The organism is Vibrio sp. ECSMB14106, assembly GCF_000972265.1.
Lineage (GTDB): Bacteria > Pseudomonadota > Gammaproteobacteria > Enterobacterales > Vibrionaceae > Vibrio > Vibrio kanaloae.
In genome coordinates this window covers 347,583-366,209 of sequence record NZ_LAUM01000001.1, presented here as the reverse complement: position 1 = coordinate 366,209, position 18,627 = coordinate 347,583, and the positions used below count along the sequence as shown (strand labels likewise).

Annotated in this window: 15 protein-coding genes; 1 reads left to right on the top strand and 14 read right to left on the bottom strand. The window is 43.1% G+C overall.

Going from position 1 to position 18,627, the window contains the following annotated elements:
- Positions 1-54: 54 nt before the first annotated feature.
- From WR49_RS01565 to WR49_RS01525, 9 genes are all read right to left on the bottom strand, one after another.
- Positions 55-1,938: a methyl-accepting chemotaxis protein gene (locus WR49_RS01565; RefSeq protein ID WP_046222830.1), complete on the bottom strand. Its 1,884-nt coding sequence runs from the start codon at positions 1,936-1,938 to the stop codon at positions 55-57.
- 314 nt (positions 1,939-2,252) lie between these two features.
- On the bottom strand, positions 2,253-3,824 hold the full coding sequence (locus tag WR49_RS01560) for a BCCT family transporter (protein ID WP_017055160.1): 1,572 nt from the start codon (positions 3,822-3,824) through the stop codon (positions 2,253-2,255).
- Positions 3,825-4,082: 258 nt separating this feature from the next.
- The gene (locus tag WR49_RS01555; protein ID WP_017055159.1) at positions 4,083-5,681 is read right to left on the bottom strand and encodes a BCCT family transporter; all 1,599 of its coding nucleotides are present in this window, start codon (positions 5,679-5,681) and stop codon (positions 4,083-4,085) included.
- Between the two features lie 169 nt (positions 5,682-5,850).
- Positions 5,851-6,489 (bottom strand): response regulator transcription factor, encoded by a 639-nt coding sequence (locus WR49_RS01550; protein WP_017055158.1) that lies wholly within the window; start codon positions 6,487-6,489, stop codon positions 5,851-5,853.
- Positions 6,482-7,837, bottom strand: coding sequence for a cache domain-containing protein (locus WR49_RS01545; RefSeq protein WP_046222829.1), 1,356 nt, complete (start codon positions 7,835-7,837; stop codon positions 6,482-6,484). The genes WR49_RS01550 and WR49_RS01545 overlap by 8 nt, the downstream gene beginning before the upstream one ends.
- Before the next feature lie 106 nt (positions 7,838-7,943).
- Positions 7,944-9,227, bottom strand: a complete 1,284-nt coding sequence (locus WR49_RS01540; RefSeq protein ID WP_046222828.1) for a TRAP transporter large permease — start codon at positions 9,225-9,227, stop codon at positions 7,944-7,946.
- A 9-nt stretch (positions 9,228-9,236) separates the two neighbouring features.
- Entirely contained in the window at positions 9,237-9,794 is a 558-nt protein-coding gene (locus WR49_RS01535; RefSeq protein ID WP_082082728.1) for a TRAP transporter small permease subunit, read from the bottom strand.
- 227 nt (positions 9,795-10,021) lie between these two features.
- Positions 10,022-11,122: a TRAP transporter substrate-binding protein gene (locus WR49_RS01530; RefSeq protein ID WP_443083141.1), complete on the bottom strand. Its 1,101-nt coding sequence runs from the start codon at positions 11,120-11,122 to the stop codon at positions 10,022-10,024.
- A 509-nt stretch (positions 11,123-11,631) separates the two neighbouring features.
- A complete protein-coding gene (locus WR49_RS01525; protein WP_046222825.1) occupies positions 11,632-12,024 on the bottom strand; it encodes a hypothetical protein in 393 nt (130 codons plus the stop codon).
- 220 nt (positions 12,025-12,244) lie between these two features.
- Between WR49_RS01525 and WR49_RS01520 the strand changes: the two genes are divergently transcribed.
- Entirely contained in the window at positions 12,245-13,045 is an 801-nt protein-coding gene (locus WR49_RS01520) for a DUF2982 domain-containing protein (protein WP_046222824.1), read from the top strand.
- Positions 13,046-13,218: 173 nt separating this feature from the next.
- Here the strand turns inward: WR49_RS01520 and WR49_RS01515 are convergent, their stop codons facing one another.
- From WR49_RS01515 to WR49_RS01495, 5 genes are all read right to left on the bottom strand, one after another.
- On the bottom strand, positions 13,219-13,872 hold the full coding sequence (locus WR49_RS01515) for an MBL fold metallo-hydrolase (RefSeq protein WP_017055151.1): 654 nt from the start codon (positions 13,870-13,872) through the stop codon (positions 13,219-13,221).
- A gap of 100 nt (positions 13,873-13,972) precedes the next feature.
- Complete coding sequence (locus tag WR49_RS01510) at positions 13,973-14,521, bottom strand: YcbK family protein (RefSeq protein WP_046222823.1); 549 nt, start codon at positions 14,519-14,521, stop codon at positions 13,973-13,975.
- 199 nt (positions 14,522-14,720) lie between these two features.
- Positions 14,721-16,259, bottom strand: coding sequence for a L,D-transpeptidase family protein (locus WR49_RS01505; RefSeq protein WP_046222822.1), 1,539 nt, complete (start codon positions 16,257-16,259; stop codon positions 14,721-14,723).
- Positions 16,260-16,339: 80 nt separating this feature from the next.
- The gene (locus tag WR49_RS01500) at positions 16,340-17,419 is read right to left on the bottom strand and encodes a DUF1513 domain-containing protein (RefSeq protein ID WP_046222821.1); all 1,080 of its coding nucleotides are present in this window, start codon (positions 17,417-17,419) and stop codon (positions 16,340-16,342) included.
- Positions 17,409-18,470 carry an imelysin family protein gene (locus tag WR49_RS01495; protein WP_046222820.1) on the bottom strand — a complete coding sequence of 354 codons (1,062 nt, stop codon included), beginning with the start codon at positions 18,468-18,470 and terminating at the stop codon, positions 17,409-17,411. The genes WR49_RS01500 and WR49_RS01495 overlap by 11 nt, the downstream gene beginning before the upstream one ends.
- Positions 18,471-18,627 lie beyond the last annotated feature (157 nt).

Genomic DNA, 18,627 nt, shown 5'->3' with positions numbered 1-18,627 from the left:
GTTGTAGCGTATTAACGACTAAACGTTACTTTCTTCTACTTTTTAGCTATTCACTTAAAGCTTGAAGCGGCTGATTTCGCTTTCTAGTTCATGAGACAGCTCAGAAAGCTGAGCAGCTTGTTCGGCGGCTTGGTGCGCTTCGTCTGCTAGTTCATTAGATACGTCACGAATTCCTTCGGTATTGCGAGTAATCTCAGATGTTACTGAAGCTTGCTCTTCTGCAGCTGAAGCAATCTGTGTCGCCATATCACTGATACGTTCAACGGCTGCATGAATTTGCGTTAGGCTCGCAGCTGCTGAGTTCGCGTCATCGACACTGGTTTCAGCAAGAGTACGACTATCATTCATGATGTTAACCGCTTTGCCTGTTGTGCCTTGGAGCAGTTCAATAGTCTGTTGAATCTCTTGCGTTGAACCATGTGTACGTTGACTCAACACTCGAACTTCATCCGCTACAACTGCGAAGCCTCGACCCTGCTCACCTGCACGTGCAGCTTCAATAGCAGCATTAAGTGCAAGTAAGTTAGTTTGCTCAGCGATGCCTTGAATGTTAGACAAGATAGTGTTGATGCTATTACCGTGCTCTTCTAGTTCTAGAATTACGTTAGTTGCGATTTGAACTTCTTGAGCAAGGTTTTGGATTGAGCTTTGAGTCTGTGTCACTTGACCAGTACCGTGTTCACACGCGCCAACGGCTTCAGATGAGTTCTGAGCGGTGTGGTCGGCGTTACCCGCGATCTCTTGTGTTGCAGCTGCCATTTCGTTAACAGCTGTTGCGACCATATTGATTTCGTCTTGTTGCATTTGGATACGAGAGCTACGCTCTTCAGCTTGAGAAGCCGTTTGACGTGCTTGGTTACCCAATGCAGCAGACACTTCGCTTAGCTTAACAACCATAGTGTGCATGTTGCCCACAAAGCGGTTAAAGTTTTCAGCAAGCTTACCAATCTCATCATCACTCTTAGGCTCAAGTCGTTGAGTAAGGTCACCTTCACCTGATGCAATTTCTTCTAGCGCAGCAGAAACACGATTTAGGTCGCGGAAGAGGAAACTAACTAACCAAGAAACCAGTACGATCACAATTAATGTGATCACAACAGCCGTTGTGATCAACTGAGTAAGTAGTGTTGAGTGGTTCGCTTCTTCTGTTGCTTTGTCCATCTGAACCGCAAAGATCCAGTTAGTGTTAGGAACCTTCGTGAAATAAAGAAGCTTCTCAGCACCGCGCTGTGTAAAGCTCTCTATGCTGCCAGTACGCACAGCATTCTCAATGATAGACATCGAGATATCGCTTGAAAGTTGGCTCACAGGCTTCAAGCTTAACGCTGAATCTGGATGTGCTAGGAACGTGCCGTCAGAGGCATCAATTAGCATTGCGTATGCGTTGTCACCCACATCCAAGCTGATTACGTCGTTAACCAATTGGTCGATCAGTACGTCTGCGCCGACTACACCAACAAGCTTGCCGTTGTGACGGACAGGCTCTGCAATCGTTACTAAAAGCGCTTTCGTGATCGCATCTTGGTAAGCAGTAGTTATGATTTGTTTGCCTGCCGCGTTTGCTTCTTGGTACCAAGGGCGTTGACGAGGGTCGTAATCTGCACGGTTACGATCAGGATGTGAACGGTACATTCCGCCTTCTGGAGTACCTAAAAAAATATCGTCAAAGCCACCCGCGATACGAGCTTGCTTAAGGAAAGGGACAACATCTCTTTCTTGTGAAAACTCATTAAATGCCGAAGCGATATCCTTACGAATAGTTATCCAGTTTTTAATACCTTCAGATGCTGCTTCTGATACGCTTTCTGCTCGTAGATATACGCCATTATGAGTCTGTTCAAATAATTGATTTGCTGATAGCCAAGTCAATGCTGTTGCCATAACGACAACAGCAGATAGGCTAGCGCCTATAAGCTTCTGTTTAAGTGTTATTTTCATTATAAGTTTTCACGAGTGGTGGGAAATCCTGCGCATATTACCCAATATCAGTATTAAATTCGAGCGATTTCACAATTTAATATCGTTATATAATTTAGATAAACCATAAACTTAAATTATGTCAATTCCTTGGCATTTTGCCAAAATAAAGGCGGCACTTTAAGCATGGTTATTTAGAAAGTGTGGGGGGAAGGAGATTCGTTATTAGGTGGTAAACAGCCACAAAAAAAGCAGGAAAGTTCCCTTTCCTGCTTTTCGTATTATCTAATGTTCAACGATGATACAAAACCATGTATCACTGTGAATCTTAGGAGTTAGCGCTTTTCAGTACGCATACCCATTAGCAAACTCACACACATCAGCAATAGAATGATAGTGAACGGTAATGCAGTTGATATTGCACCCGCTTGCAGAGCTTGTACTGCTTCAGTACCACCAACCCACAGTAAAGCTACCGCAATAGCACCTTCGAGGAAAGCCCAGAAGATACGTTGAGGAACTGGAGTATCAACCTTACCACCAGAGGTGATGCTATCGATAACTAAAGAGCCAGAATCGGATGATGTAATGAAGAACACAAGAACTAATACAATCGCAATGATTGATAGCAGCGTACCAAACGGCAGAGCATCAAACATTTGGAACATTGCTAGTGATACATCTGTCAGACCATCTTGGCCAAGTATGCCAATATTATTTACGATTTGATCAATCGCCATCCCGCCAAACACTGACATCCAAATGATAGTCACAGTGGTAGGAACAATCAGTACAGCTGTAATGAATTCACGAACAGTTCGACCTTTAGAAACACGTGCGATAAACATACCGACGAATGGAGACCACGAAATCCACCAAGCCCAGTAGAACACAGTCCAACCGTGCAGCCACGCTTCATCTTCACGGCCGTGAGGATTACTCAACGGAATAATGTTTTCGATGTAAGCCATCAATGTAGTTGGTATTGAAGCAAAAGTAACGGCATAACCAATCAGCGCAACCAGAACTAATAGCATAAAAGCAACTAACATGTTGATATTACTGATAACTTTAACACCGCCATCAATACCACGGACTACAGAAACCACGGCAAGTAAAGTTACTACCGTAATAACAATAACTTGTAGCCCTAGACCAGCTTCAACTCCAAATACATGTTGAATACCACTTGCCGCTTGTTGAGCACCTAAGCCTAGCGATGTAGCCAAACCAAAGAGTGTCGCCAGAACCGCAAGAATATCAACAATGTGACCAGCCCAACCCCAAGCTCTATCACCTAAAATTGGGTAAAAGATAGAACGAATAGAAAGAGGCAACCCTTTGTTATAAGAGAAGAAAGCAAGTGAAAGTGCCACTACACCATAGATCGCCCAAGGATGTAGACCCCAGTGATACATGGTTGCACCAAGTGCCAATCGAGCAGCTTCAGGTGTGTTAGCTTCAACACCAAGCGGCGTTTCATACCAACCAGTGAAGTACGCAGCAGGCTCTGCCACGCTCCAAAACATTAAGCCGATACCCATACCTGCAGCGAATAGCATGGAGAGCCAAGACATAAATGAATAGTCAGCGGTTGCATCAACACCACCAAGACGGATTTTACCAAACGGAGAAACTATCAAGCCCAAGCAGAAAATAACAAAAATATTGCCCGACCAAATGAACAACCAATCAAATGAATTGATGATTTGGCCTTTCACACCATCTAGAGCGGCTTTTGCTGATGCAGTATCTGTCAGTAAAATAGCAATCAGAAAAAGAGCAATAAGTCCTGCACTAATACCAAACACAGGGTTGTGAACATCAAACCCCCACTTTTGGACGTTATCTTGACCGACAGTGTAATCCGTACTGTCAATACTGTATTTATCTATACCTTTAGTCATTATCCCTCTCTACAGAATATTACTAATATCCTTTAATTTACCTGTGACTTAATCATAAACTCGAACATACGATCCAAGTAGAACAAGCATGTTGTCACAACAATTCAAATACTTGGATGTTGAAAGTCTAGCAGGTTAACTTATTGTTTTCAGTAAATCAGAATCAGTTCGATTAATTTTCAAACAAAATTCACGTAATTACTCAAATTTATGAAGAGACAAAGGCCGAATACATCGACCTTGTACTCTAAAATACTTTTAGCTCAAAGCACTTTGTTGTTGAACCAATTGATTTTCTGTTCGTAAACCAAGCGTTAAACTTAGACACATAAACAACAATATGAACGCAAATGGTAATGCCATTGATACCGTTCCAGCTTGCAATGCTTGAATTGATTCAGTACCGCCAACCCACAGTAAAACAGCCGCAATAGCACCCCCCATTAATGCCCAAAATACACGCTGTGGAACTGGAGCATCAACTTTCCCCCCTGAGGTAATACTATCAATCACTAGCGAACCTGAGTCTGAAGAAGTAATGAAGAACACCATAATCAAGCCGATTGATACAACAGATAGCGCAGAGCTCATAGGAAGTGCGTCATAAGTGTGGAATAGAGAAAGCGTAATATCTTGTAGGCCATTCACCCCGATCTCACCAACTTTATTTGCCACCTGATCGATAGCTATACCACCAAAGATAGCCATCCAAATAATGATGACCGATGTTGGAATAAACAATACAGCGACCATGAACTCACGAATTGTACGACCTTTAGAGATACGAGCGATAAACATGCCTACAAATGGTGACCAAGATATCCACCATGCCCAATAAAATACTGTCCAAGCTTGCATCCAAGTTTCATCATCACGACCATGTGGATTACTTAGAGGAATAAAGTTTTCTACGTAACCCATTAGGGCCGTTGGTATCGATTTGATGCCCGCCATACCACCTGCAATGGTTACGAAGACCAACACAGCTAAAGCAACCAACATATTAACGTTACTTAGAAGCTTGACACCACCGTTGATACCACGGATAACCGACATCGTCGCCAAAAAGGTAACCACAGCAATAACAATCAACTGCATGCCAATACCACCATTAGTCCCAAACACATGGTTAATACCACTGGTAGCTTGCTGTGCCCCTAAGCCTAGCGATGTTGCTAAACCAAATAATGTCGCTAATACCGCAACGATATCCACAATGTGACCAAACCAGCCCCAAGTTCTATCCCCTAAGACAGGGTAGAAAACAGAGCGAATTGACAACGGTAATCCTTTATTGAATGTAAAAAAGGCAAGCGCTAACGCAACAATGGCGTAAATAGACCAGCCGTGTAAGCCCCAATTATAGATCGTTGCACCTAATGCCAATTTTGCAGCTTCAGGAGAATAGGCTTCAACATTCAATGGGGTTTCATACCAACCCGTGAAATAAGCAACAGGTTCTGCAACACCCCAGAACAATAAACCAATCCCCATGCCCGCAGCGAATAACATTGACATCCAAGAAAGGCTAGAGTGCTCTGCTTTGGCATCATTGCCACCTAGGCGGATGTTGCCATAAGGGGATACAATGAGGGCAAAACAGAAAATTAAGAAGATATTTGCAGCCCACATGAACAAACCATCAAAGTTACCGATGACCTGCCATTTAATTCCATCAAGTGCGGCTTTCGCGGTTTCTGGATCTGCCACCAGAAGAGCGATCAAGAAAATAATGATCGCTCCTGCACTGATTCCAAATACAGGGTTATGAACATCAAAGCCCCATTTCTGAATGTTATCTTGTCCAACTGTATAATCGGTATTTTCAATACTATACCTATCTTTTACAGGCTTCATGTTTCCTCTCTAATTTGTAGCGCACAGTTTGCAACATTGCATTCGGCGCTTACATTTTGGAAAAAATAATATCAACCTGTCGCAAAAATACTAAAAAAACCTCTGAAAAGTTGGCCTAAATGGCAAAGTTAGTAATTAAATTACACTTTTGATGTAATTTAGCGTAAGATCACTCTACAAGCCCAGAATTAACAGCATACTTAGCCAATTCTGCAGTTGAGTGAATATCCAGCTTATGCTTAATATTTTGCCTATGAGTTTCGACTGTCCGATAACTGATATTCAGCGTCTTCGCGACCTCTTTGCTACTCTCCCCTTTCGCTACTAATTTCAACACCGCTTCTTCACGTCTGCTCAATGGATTCTTTACAGATTGTGTCGGGGTAATTGGCTGAGTAAATAGATTTTGCGTCACTTTTTCGCAAAAATAAGTCGAACCTTGATTCACCGTTTTTATCGCTTGAACCATCTTTTCTGCAGAAATCTCTTTCAACATATATCCAACCGCTCCTGACTGCATCACTTTCATGATGTATTCACGGTTGTTATGCATGGTCAACATCAGTACTTTCGCTTCAGAATCCTCTTCTTTGATCTGATTAGTCGCGTCAATCCCATTCATGATGGGCATACTGATGTCCATTAACACAACGTCAGGACGAAGAGTTTTAACTATTTCTACCGCTTCTAAACCATTGCTAGCAGTACCTATCACGCTAATATCTGACTCAAGCTCCAACCTCGCCATAAAGCCATCCAGTACCACTTGGTGATCGTCAGCGATCACAACTCGAATAACTTCACTCATTCACTAATCCCTCTAGTGTCAACAACACTGTAATTTCCGTTCCGAAGCCAATCTCGCTCATCAATTCAAAATCACCGCCAATGAATTCGACTCGCTCTCTCATATTGCGTAGGCCAATCCCTCGTTTTTCCATCGCTTTATAAGTATTAAAGCCCACGCCGTTATCTTGAATCAGCAATTGCAATACATTGCCGATTTGTTGTGCAATAACCGTTACCTTGGTCGCTTTTGCGTGCTTCTCTATATTATTCAATGACTCTTGCACAACTCGATACAAGGTCGTTGCGACCTCCGATTTCAATTTTCCAGGATTGGTTTTAAATAAAGTATCAACTTCAATACCGGAGTGAGCCTGAAAATCCAAGAGTAATGACGATAAAGCCGCTTCCAAGCCAATATCATCTAGGGAGCTAGGGCGAAGCTGGTGAGAAATATGCCTGACCTCCTCAATTGCTCTCATTAATGAGTGCTGAGACTTATTCAAATGGGACTTCAGATCTTCACTTTGTAATTTATAACCTAACAACTCCAAATGACATCGACTTGAGACTAATAACTGGTTAATACCATCATGTAATTCACGAGCTAAGTGTTTTTTTTCATCTTCTTGAAACATTACCGTTTTATGGGCAAGTTCCTTCAAATTGTTATCGGCAATACGGTGTTCATGCATGTTAATGGCTAATGTAAGCACAATGATCACCGCCACTGTCACACTAATAATTACAACGATAGAAAAGAACGTGGTTTCAATATTTTTGTTGATCGCGTCCTGCATTGAAGCCACTTCCTGATGCACGTCTTCAATATACAAACCCGTGCCAATCATCCATCCCCATCGTTCTAACCAAGCGGCATAACTCAACTTCGGAACGACCTCTCTAGTTGATGGCTTTTGCCACAAATACTGGTGAAACCCGCCCCCCGTTTGAGCCTCTTTCAGCAGGGCCTCTATAAGAAAGTCACCATCTTCATCTTGCAGTTGAAGTAAGTTTCTCCCTATCAATTCAGGCTGTATTGGATGGACTAAATTGGTTCCATGACGATCATATGCGAAAAAATACCCATCGGATCCATATCTAAGTTTAGATAATATACTCCGAACTTCAGTCTTGGCGTGTGCTTCTTGGATCTCAGGGTCGTTGTAGATGTGCTCGATGGCATCAAATGCGAGATCGACCGTATCTTTGAGGGCGTTTTCACGAGATTTAATTAAGCTGTCCCTGAAGATCTCGACCTCTTTCGCACCCAACGTTTTGGTTTGGTGTAACGAGATCCAACTTATGCTCGCGGTTACAAGCAGCAACGGGAGTAACGTCAGCAAAATCAGCTTAGCTTTAAGAGGCATTCCTTTCCCTCACAAAAAAAACGGCTTACTGAATATCAATAAGCCGTTTTACTTTACCAATTTATAGATAGCCGTTGAAACATATCATTCACATTCTAGGCTTCACTCACATTCCATAGAAAGATGGGAAAGCGAGAAGTGATCCAAGTACGATGATTTGAATCAGAATGAACGGCATCACGCCTCGGTAGATATCCTTGGTAGTGATGCCTTTCGGTGAAACTCCCTTCAAATAGAACAAACTGAAGCCAAATGGCGGCGTTAGGAATGAAGTTTGTAGGTTCATTGCGATAAGGATAGCGAACCAAGTCATGTTGATGCCCATCAATTCAGCCACTGGCGCTATGATCGGGACGATAATGAAACAGATCTCTACAAAGTCGATGAAGAAACCCAAAATCAAAATAACCAACATGGTGATGATTAAGAAGCCCCACTTTTCACCTGGCAGTTGCAGCATCCACTCTTCGACTAAATAGTCGCCACCGGTATAAGTAAACGCCATCGAAAATGCAGTAGCACCAAGCAAGATAGCAAAGACCATTGCGGTAACCTTCACTGTCTCTTTAGACGCAGCAAATACCATCGACCAACTAAACTGACCGTATAACAGTGCGAGAATCAATGCACCAGCACCACCTAACGCTGCCGATTCAGTTGGCGTTGCCACACCTGCAAAGATAGATCCCAATACCACAATGATGAGCGCTAGCGGTGGGAGAATCGCTTTCAGTGCATTAAACACTTCCTGCTTACGGCTGATGGAGTCATCACGTTCAATAGGTTGAGCCGCTTCAGGGTGTAGCTTTGCGTATATCAAGATATAAACGATGTACGCGCCGACCAGCATCACGCCCGGCCAAATCGCCGCTTGGAACAAGTCGCCTACTGGAACACCTAGAACATCACCCAATAGAATCAATACGATGGAGGGTGGAATGATCTGCCCTAGCGTACCAGACGCACAAATAGTGCCGCAGGCTAAGCCTTTGTCGTAATTGTACTTGAGCATTACAGGTAGGGAGATAAGTCCCATTGCAACAACAGAAGCACCAACCACGCCAGTAGAAGCGGCAAGCAGAGAACCTACGAGTACCGTCGAGATTGCGATACCACCACGAACACCACCAAACAGTCGTCCCATAGACTCAAGCAACTGCTCAGCGAGCTTGGTCTTTTGCAAAACAAGCCCCATGAAAACAAACAATGGAACGGCCATCAGCACCGTGTTTTCCATAATTGATTGGATTCGATATGGCATGAAGGCAAACATTTCGATGCCTTCAGCCCAAACACCAAAGATTAACGCGATACCACCAAAGGTGAACGCCACTGGGAAGCCAAGTAAAAGTGCAAACAAGGCGACGAAAAACATTACTATTCCAATCATGTTCAGCCTCTACTTATTCTTTGTATTAGTATTGTTTGCATGGATAAGGTGCGGATTAAAGATCTTATTCAGTGAGTGCAGGATTAAACCCACGCCACTGAGTGCCATTAAGAAGAATGACAGCGGGATCATGGCTTTAATGATCCAGCGATATGGCAAGCCACCCGGGTCACCTGAGGTCTCACCTAATTCATAACTCTCTTTAGCAACATCAATACCAAACCAAGCAACCAATAGACAGAAAGGCATCAAAAAGATAAATGTGCCAAGTAAATCAATAATTGCCTGGGCTTTAAAACTCAATTGTTCATAGAACACATCCACTCGCACATGACCACCAGCCTTGATGGCATAAGGAACACCTAATAAGAAAACGGCTGAGAATAGGTGCCATTCCATCTCTTGAAACGCAATTGAGACATCATTGAAGGCATATCTCATGACAACGTCATACACGACGTTAGCGATAAGTAAAATAAACAACATACTGGAAAGCCATCCCAGTGCGTCACCGATACGATTAAACAGGCGTTCAATATAAATTAGACTTCGCATTCCCGACTCCATGGAATTTGAAAAGGCATCGCGTATTAGAGTTAGTGCAGCTACAACGACTAGCGCTAACAAGATGCACGACGTAGAAAGGGTTCTTGAGCGTATTACAGGGTTTATCCTGCTTAATTATTATGGTTTAAATGAACCCGCCGCTTGCTCACTAACTATTTGTTAACTAGTTATCTGTTAACTAATAAGCAGGCTTTGGGTTCATTTAACTTCAGTTCAACAACTGTCGATTATTTCGCTTGGCTATTAAGGTAAGCTCTGTGTGAAATATCCGTCCATGAGCGCACTTGCTCTAGGTAACTTGCTTGTGAAGCTTGAATTTCTTTTGCCAATGCATCTTTCTCAGCGTGCTTAGCAAGTAGGCGATCGTTCGCTTCTTTCAATGCAGACATTACTTCTGGTGGGAAATCTTTCACTTGTACATCTGGGTATTCTGTCTTTATTGAAACCCAGTTCTTGCCGCTTTCATGTGTTGCTTGCGTGTACATGTCGTAAGCCGCGGTGCGCATTGCAACGCGTAAGATTTCTTGTAGGTCTTCAGGAAGTTTGTTCCAAGTGCGTTTGTTCACTAGGAATTGAAGCTCAGAACCCGGCTCATGCCAACCTGTATAGTAGTATGGCGCGATCTTGTGAAAACCCATTCGCAAATCAAGTGATGGACCAACCCACTCTAGTGCATCAATTGTGCGGCGCTCTAGCGACGTGTAAAGCTCTCCTGGGGCAATATTGGTGGGTTTAGCGCCTAGCTCTGCTAGAATCTCACCGGCAAAGCCTGGGATCCGCATTTTCAAACCTTGTAGATCTTCGACACTGTTGATCTCTTTTTGAAACCAACCGCCCATTTGAACATCAGTATTACCGCCGGGAAATGACATCAAGTTGTGTGGAGAGTAAACCTGCTCCATCAACTCCATACCACCACCGTGATAGAACCACGCGTATTGCTCTGCAGGGGTCATACCAAAAGGCATAGAAGTGAAGTAAAGAGTATTTGGAACTTTACCTTTCCAGTAATAAGAGCCTGAGTGACCCATGTCGTATTGACCAGACTTAACCATGTCAAAAACGCCAAGCGGTGCTTTGTGTTTGTTCGCTGAATCGATTCTGATTTGCAGCCGGCCATTCGACATTTTCTCAGCCATCGCAGCCATGTTCTTGGTCGCGTCACCGAATACAGGGAAGTTTGGTCCCCATGTTTCAGCAAGCTTCAAGCGATAAACCTTATCAGCAGCAGTTGCACCGGTAGCGACCAAAGCTAAACAAGCCGCTGCAGTTACCGCAACGTTTTTAAAAACTCGTGTGAGGGAGTTAGAAATGAGACTCATGTTCACGTCCTTTTGTTGGGTTAATACTCTTTCTTTGAGTATTTTTTGTGATTCAACATAAGAGTGCACCTTGATGAGGCAACTAGATATCAGGGAGAGCACGCACCACGGATTCACACAAACTGCGTATTAGACCAAAGGATTACGTAGAACTACGTAGGAGATAATTGAGATATGTCGATTTTAAAGGACTCACTTTATTCACGAGAAGAGTGCTTATTGATAAATACTTAAGTAGATCTATTGAGCCGAAATTAACAATTGATTCCCATTGCGTGATGAGAATCAATTCGTTGCTACATTCTGGGGATATCAACCAGCGATTTATCACTACAGACGCCCTACTTTAATGCTTGCTAATAAAGCGCATGAACGTCAGACAAGGGAATCATTTTCGAAGAGCAAAAGATGAGATGTGAAGCTGTAAAACTGAGTTTGGCACGATTCGTCAGATACAAAAAAGCCTCGATGATCGAGGCTTAAAAACTTAACGAAGCGAATATAATCCTAAGGGATTAGATAGCTTTGTAGATAACCTTGTTACCTGCTAGCTGTTCTTTCGCTACTAGGTTTTCTTCAAGAAGTTTTTTCAATGCGCCTGTTGCCCATGAAGCTGCTTTCGCGTCTTCTTGACCAGCTTTTAGACCGATACCTTTAGGGTTAATGCCATCAGCATTGCTAACAACGATATCTAGAACTTGTTGTTGCTTAGGAGTCAGTGCTACTGCAACTTCTTTAGTTGCTGCTACTGTTTTCTCTACCGCTGGTTTTGATGCTACAGGTTTTTCTGCTACCACTTTCTCTGCGACAGGCTTCGCTGTTTTAGGCGTTGCCACTGCGTTTACTACAGCCGCTTTAATGCGTTTCTGCAGTTTAGCCTGCACCTTACGCTTATGAGCAAGTCTCATTGAATATTTCTCCAGTTCACTGCTCTTATCGCAGTGGTGAAAATTTGAAGCGCGATTTATACCAAAAAACAGGAACTATTTGTAGAGTGAAGCGTCGAAAGTCGACGAAAAATACCGATATTGTCTACTAGAGTCTATTATTTAAACATCGACTTATCAATTCAGGGTCATATATACTGGTTATCCATCCAGACAAAAATATGAAAACTTGGTGTTGCCTATGGACACTCGTCACCTTACAAATTTCTCTTTACCTTCATTCACACGCTCGTACCGAATTATCACTGTTATTTTGGGTTTCATTTGCTTGATCGTTGCTCTATACAGCGACAATGCAAAGCTACTAATCGTCGGCGCATTTTGTATTATTGTTCTTCTGGGGACTGGGTATTATTTAATGCTGCGAAGTAGAGTGATGCTTACACTCACTCCAACTCATTTTCAGCAACACTTTTATAAAGGTGGCTGGGTTTTACAATGGCGCAACATTCAAAAGATTGGCCTTTGTACTTATGAACAAGAAGGGTGGCACCAACCTTTACCTTGGGTCGGTATTAAGATTAAAGATTACTCTCCCTATCTTGACTCTATCTGCCCAAAGATCACTTGTGAGTTATTGCTGAGCCAACGATCACTTTTGTATCTAGGAGCTAAACAAGCGGGTAAAGAGTCAAACTTTGAGGATATAGTGCTCGACTCATCGCATTACCACACTCGCTGTACTGAAAATGGTTGTGTTGAACTGAGCCAATATAAAGAATCACAAAATACTGACGAAGTTAGTTTCAGCGATAGCCAAACACAGACTAGCTCTGATTCATCCAATAAACCGAAGAATCAAAACACAGTCATTAAAAACTATTCTGGGTTACAGGCAATGCTTGCGAATAGGATGAAGTACCAAAGAAGTTTCCACGGTTACGATATTTTCATATCAACTCAAGATTTGAATATGAGTGGAGAAGAGTTTATTGGATTAGCTCGACGCTACTTGGCTGCAGCTGAGCGGCTTTCTGATTAAAACGAGCACGTTTGAAATTAGAGCGTTAAATTTAAATAAACTAAAAGTTGATATTAAAACAAGCATGCTCGCATACGCGTAAAATTAAAAAAGCTTAGCTTTCAGTACAAAAGCTAAGCTTAATTTTTCAATCAACCTCAACACGAATAATCGGCTGTCAATCAAAGACTTAATTAGTATAAAGGCATTTCATCCGCTACGAACGGATTAGATGCGCGCTCACGACCAAATGTAGATTCAGGGCCATGACCCGGAACAAATGTTACGTCATTGCCTAACGGCCAAAGCTTAGTTTTGATTGAATCAATCAGCGTGTTGAAATCCCCTTGAGGGAAATCAGTACGACCAATCGCACCGTTAAACAACACATCACCAACGAATGCTAGACGAGCTTGCTCACTGAACAGTACAACGTGTCCAGGTGTGTGGCCCGGAGTGTGGAACACATCGATAACTTGGTTACCAAAAGTCACTTTGTCCCCCTCATCTAGCCAAGTATTTGGTTCAAAGGCTTTACACAGAGGGAAACCAAACATCTGGCTTTGATTCTCTAGGCCTTGAAGCCAAAAATTATCTGCCTTGTGTGGGCCAACAATGCTAACCTTCAAGATCTCAGCAAGGGGTACAGTGCCGCCGACATGATCTAAGTGACCGTGCGTCAATACCAAGTTCACCACCTTAACACCTAGTTCTTCGATGATAGCCGCTAGTTGTTGAACATCACCGCCCGGATCGACGACGATGCCTTCCATGGTTTCATCACACCATACAATCGAGCAGTTTTGAGAAAAAGAGGTAACAGGTACAACTTGATACTTAAGAGACATATACAAACCTTAGAGGGCAAACTGAAATTTGGGCAAACTATGACATTGGATGTCTACTTTGACAAGTGTCTACCGTATCGCTCTTCCACTAAGTTTAGCTCTACCAGCTGCGTACTGGACCAGTATCAATATGGATAAAGTTGCTACGCGCATAATAACCCACACCACCTGCATGTAAGCTTTTAGCTACGTCTCTCAACTCTTTCAAATCCACACCATCAATACGAAAATCGATCGCTTTGCCTAACATGTGGTAGCTCTTCTTCGCCACACCACTCGACTTAGAGCGTATCGCTTCATTCGTCGCTGGAGAGCGGTAGCCAGAAATGATTTGAACTTCTTCTTGAATACCTAGGACATTTTGAATCTGAGTTATTTGATCAAATAAATTCTTATCCATTGGATGAATCTCGTTTCGGCGGAAATCACGACATAATTTGCTTAGGCGAGCCATCTCATCACCAACATAATTAGTGCCATCGAAATAACAGGTCTCTAATCTCTCACCGGTGTGAAGGTTATTCATACTAATCGTTCTTGGTCGATCTGGGTACGAAGCAAAAGCAATAGAAGGAGTGATTGAAGCTATAACAGCAGTACCACCAGCGTAAGCCAAAAACTGACGGCGAGAAAATAAACTTTGAGACATACAGCAAGAAAATCCAATTACATCGAACAAAAAACGCACGATACATAATGAGAATTGCTGCGTCAACGTACAAAAACGCACCAAAAGGCCAGTAACTCTAACCTTTTAAACGTTAGTTATTGATACACATTATAATTTTATCAATAGAAACGACGTTGTCATTTTTTGGTCAATATCGCCTTTTTTAATCAGATTTGAATCAACCGCCCTCTTTGTCGTATTGATAGATGTCACTACGGTATTGGATCCCCTCCTCTTCAAACAACACGGTTTGATAGATGATATGCACCGGAATCCTCTTTTTGAGACGGACCTTAGTGTTAGGAGCAAGATCATAGCTCTGATTGGGAACTTTCCTTACCTTAGTTGCAAACAACAACTTTGCTAGTTGTTCCGCATGCTCGACACGTATACAGCCTGAGCTATAGGCACGGGAGTCACTATTGAACAGACTTTTACTTGGCGTATCGTGCAAATAGATCGCTCGTTTATTAGGAGTATTAAACTTATACAAACCTAATGCATTACTCGATCCAGCCTGTTGACGCATGCGATATGGAAACGAGTTAAAATTGATGGTCTGCCAATCGATCTTTGTGGTATCGACCGTCTCCATTGTGCGCCAACCGTCAATCACTTGGAAGTGGTGTGTTTCTAGGTAGCTTTCATCCGCTTTTACCTTGGGCAGAATGTCTTTTACCATGATTTTCCATGGCACATTCCAAGTCGGGTTTAGTATGACCGAATCTAGGTTTATCTCTAAAAGTGGTGTTTTTCGCGACTTTCTGCCTACGACGACTTTGGACTCAAACACCTCTTCGCCACCCTCCCAATACTTCATATCAAAGCTAGGAACATTCACCACAATGAGAGAGTCTCTATTTCTTGGCCACAAGCGAACGCGTTCTGCATTTAAGGCTAACGCATTCAATCGATCATCGAAGCCCATGTTTATCCACTTGATCGTATTAGGCCCGATAATTCCATCGGCTGTCAGGCCATGCATGTGTTGAAACAACTTAATCGCGCTTTCTAAGTCGCGATCAAACTTGGGAAAATCGACAGCAATCATTGATGTGTCGACACCCACTAAAGCTATGCGCTCAACGAGAACGGTTTTGTTTGAAATCAAGTCCCCCAACCGTTTCAAACCCTTTTGTTTATATAGCTCAATAGAGAGTTCAGAAGCAGTTTTTAGGACAGAGTAAGTCGCCTTAAATTGATCGAAGTTACCAACGGGAGGCGCGTAAGACAGCACCATCTCTAACAAATAATCATCGGCTACACTGCTTTTTAATCTCATAAGAATATGAGGGGAAGGCGCTGGCAGCTTAGAATGCAACTTACCTGAAAAGTACCACGCCTTACCGGCTAGTGGCGCATTTTCAACGTAGCTTAAGTAATAGATAAAGGTGTCGGTGAGTAAGATGTCTAACTCTTGCCATTGACCTCGAGATTGATATTGACGGATTTGCTTCAGTTGTCGATCAAAAAGGGGAGCCATTTGCGCTTGCTCTAAAAGCGACAGCTGAAATTCAAACGCTTTAACAAGTTCAGGCGAATCCCAAAGAATAGGAAGAGAAGAGTCTTGATAAATACTCTGGGTGAGCTCTGGATAAATCAGCATAAAAGAGAGCTCTGAATCAGCCGGTATAAATCGACTCTCGTCAGAACTCGTATAGCTCCATGCATGCACAGAAACTAACGCCAACAATCCACAGAAGTATTTCGCGAACATGCTTCACTCCATTTCCTATCATCCAATAAGTATGGCAAAAAAATCGGAGTGAGCATGTTATTTTTACGAGGCGATATAAATCAGATAGAGCTCCAATGATTATCCCACTGGATGGGCGATTGCTGTGTCGACTTTTGATAAGGTGTACGTTGACTAACCACACTACCCGCCCCAGAGCTTAATCGAAACTCACCATCAAGCAGCACAGCACCAGAAGCGTCAGATAATGCAGACAGTTCTACTAATTCTTTAGTCTCTTTAGACCAAATACCATAACAATTACCTCGTGGTGAGGTCGCAATGATCCAGTCATCAGACGCCGCAATACTTGCGATGTAGTGATTGAACCTTGCCCATTGCTCAGGCTCCGCGTTCAGTGATTCAAACTGCCCGCCTTTGGTATGCATCGCCAACAGCGAAGGATACTCATCTGGCTCACCACGATATTGCTGGCCACAAAGCACGGTTTCAGCACCATCATGGGCTAAGTGTCGAATACTCAGCTTCTTGTCTAGCAATTCAACCTGATCAAGCACTGCACCTTCAGGTGAAACATAACTTAAACTAGGCTGCATTGAATCGAGGTTTTTCGGTGTTCTGCCATCAGTATGAACGCCACCAACACCAATCGCGAGATTACCATCAGGCATGATGATCACTTCATGTGGGCCGATACCGAAACCAGTGAACTCTTCAACCTTACGATACCCTTGCGCGACATCATAAACGCCAATCACGCCTTGGCTGGTGTCCGTTTTCCCTTCGGTGGCATACAGAAACTTGCCATCCAATGAGTAAACGCCATGACCATAGAAGTGGCGGTTGTTACCTTTCACGACCATTTTGATTTGCTGACCATTTTTATAGTCAAACACCATAAAATAGTCACCTGGGCGACGAGCAAACACCACAGCATGCGATGAGGTTGGGCAAATAGCAACGCCGTGACCACGATCGGGGATAGGCAACTGACTCAACGGCATACCATATTCATCAGCCACCACCGCTGAATATTGACCACGTCCATTTAGCGCACAGCCAATCAACTGGGGATCATTCGATGCACTCTTTCGAGTCGCACACCCAAATGGCAGTACTGGAACAGCTGCGCAACCCAGTGCAGCCTTGAGTAGCATTCTTCTCGTATTATCAGTCACCATCGGTAGCATTAAATCCTATTACCACGCCAAGCTCTATCGCCACTTCTTCATGAATCAGGTACTTCAAGTGTTCTAGCTTATTGTATTGAGTAAGCACCGTTCGGTAGCCTTCTTTACTCTGCAATAGTTCAAACAAACTTGATTCTGTAGGCCAACTATCTAGCGTTAGCGTAAATTGAGCAGCAACACGATCTGCAAGGCCACCTAAGCCCTTCTCTCTCAACAAGCCATCTAGTCCATTGCCATCAGCCAAATAAAGCTTTTGAAGTGCTGCTACATTGGCTTTTAGTTGAGTCATCGAGGTTTGTGCACGCCATGATTCTGAGAAGTAAGGACGCGGATGACCGATTTTCGCCATCGGACGACTCAGCTTTTTCATGCTGTAATCAAGTTGGTTGGTCAATAAAGCGATGTATTCCGACTCCCAACGAGTCTCGTCTTGCACTAACCAAGGGTTAACTTGCCAAGCTTCAGCAATAGAAGCCGATTTCATCGCCAAGTTTTGTGCGATAGCTTGTGAAGATAAACACCCTAGCGCTTTATCTTGAAGCAGTGACGACTGCTCGTCGTACAGAGACCATTCCAATGCGCCAAGCCCTTGAACAGTCACACTTTGCTGCGCGATTTCGTCTTGTGACCAAGCTTTATCTTGCTGAGTCAGCTGACGCATTTTTAAGCCTGTGGTATTCTTTTTGTCTGGCCAAAACTGAACATTCCAACTCTCTTCAAGTGCCGCTGTTGGGCCTCTTTCTTGGCCTTGCAATGCCATCCAACTATTCATTGTTAGCTGCCACTGGTTTTTCAACGCATCTAACTCAACAGTGTTGGTTTCACAGTAACCCTGCATCAAGACTTCCAGCTCACTGGCTTGCTTAGCAAATAGCACTGCTGAATCAAATTCTTGTTGATACACGCTACGACTGATATGAGTGGTCGTGTCTGCTTGATAAGAGACTCCGTTAACCTCAGATGAAGCCGTTTGCTCACCCGATGATTGGCAGCCTGCCATGATTAATACCGACAAAGGCATTAACAAAAATTTATGTGTCATGCTGTTACCTTACTTCCTAATTTTTCTTTTAATTATATGAGTTCAACCTATTTAAAAATTACCGCTGGCCTCGCATTCCTACAAGTTCAGCGGTTATGTTCTTTTGGCTAACTTATTCTTCGGATTAGCTTGTTCTTTAAGTTAACTGGGGCGTTGA

Excerpts from the sequence above, each read along its gene's own strand:
- WR49_RS01565 (WP_046222830.1), bottom strand. The coding sequence starts at position 1,938 with ATGAAAATAACACTTAAACAGAAGCTTATAGGCGCTAGCCTATCTGCT.
- WR49_RS01560 (WP_017055160.1), bottom strand. The coding sequence starts at position 3,824 with ATGACTAAAGGTATAGATAAATACAGTATTGACAGTACGGATTACACT.
- WR49_RS01555 (WP_017055159.1), bottom strand. The coding sequence starts at position 5,681 with ATGAAGCCTGTAAAAGATAGGTATAGTATTGAAAATACCGATTATACA.
- WR49_RS01550 (WP_017055158.1), bottom strand. The coding sequence starts at position 6,489 with ATGAGTGAAGTTATTCGAGTTGTGATCGCTGACGATCACCAAGTGGTA.
- WR49_RS01545 (WP_046222829.1), bottom strand. The coding sequence starts at position 7,837 with ATGCCTCTTAAAGCTAAGCTGATTTTGCTGACGTTACTCCCGTTGCTG.
- WR49_RS01540 (WP_046222828.1), bottom strand. The coding sequence starts at position 9,227 with ATGATTGGAATAGTAATGTTTTTCGTCGCCTTGTTTGCACTTTTACTT.
- WR49_RS01535 (WP_082082728.1), bottom strand. The coding sequence starts at position 9,794 with ATGGAGTCGGGAATGCGAAGTCTAATTTATATTGAACGCCTGTTTAAT.
- WR49_RS01525 (WP_046222825.1), bottom strand. The coding sequence starts at position 12,024 with ATGAGACTTGCTCATAAGCGTAAGGTGCAGGCTAAACTGCAGAAACGC.
- WR49_RS01520 (WP_046222824.1), top strand. The coding sequence starts at position 12,245 with ATGGACACTCGTCACCTTACAAATTTCTCTTTACCTTCATTCACACGC.
- WR49_RS01515 (WP_017055151.1), bottom strand. The coding sequence starts at position 13,872 with ATGTCTCTTAAGTATCAAGTTGTACCTGTTACCTCTTTTTCTCAAAAC.
- WR49_RS01510 (WP_046222823.1), bottom strand. The coding sequence starts at position 14,521 with ATGTCTCAAAGTTTATTTTCTCGCCGTCAGTTTTTGGCTTACGCTGGT.
- WR49_RS01505 (WP_046222822.1), bottom strand. The coding sequence starts at position 16,259 with ATGTTCGCGAAATACTTCTGTGGATTGTTGGCGTTAGTTTCTGTGCAT.
- WR49_RS01500 (WP_046222821.1), bottom strand. The coding sequence starts at position 17,419 with ATGGTGACTGATAATACGAGAAGAATGCTACTCAAGGCTGCACTGGGT.
- WR49_RS01495 (WP_046222820.1), bottom strand. The coding sequence starts at position 18,470 with ATGACACATAAATTTTTGTTAATGCCTTTGTCGGTATTAATCATGGCA.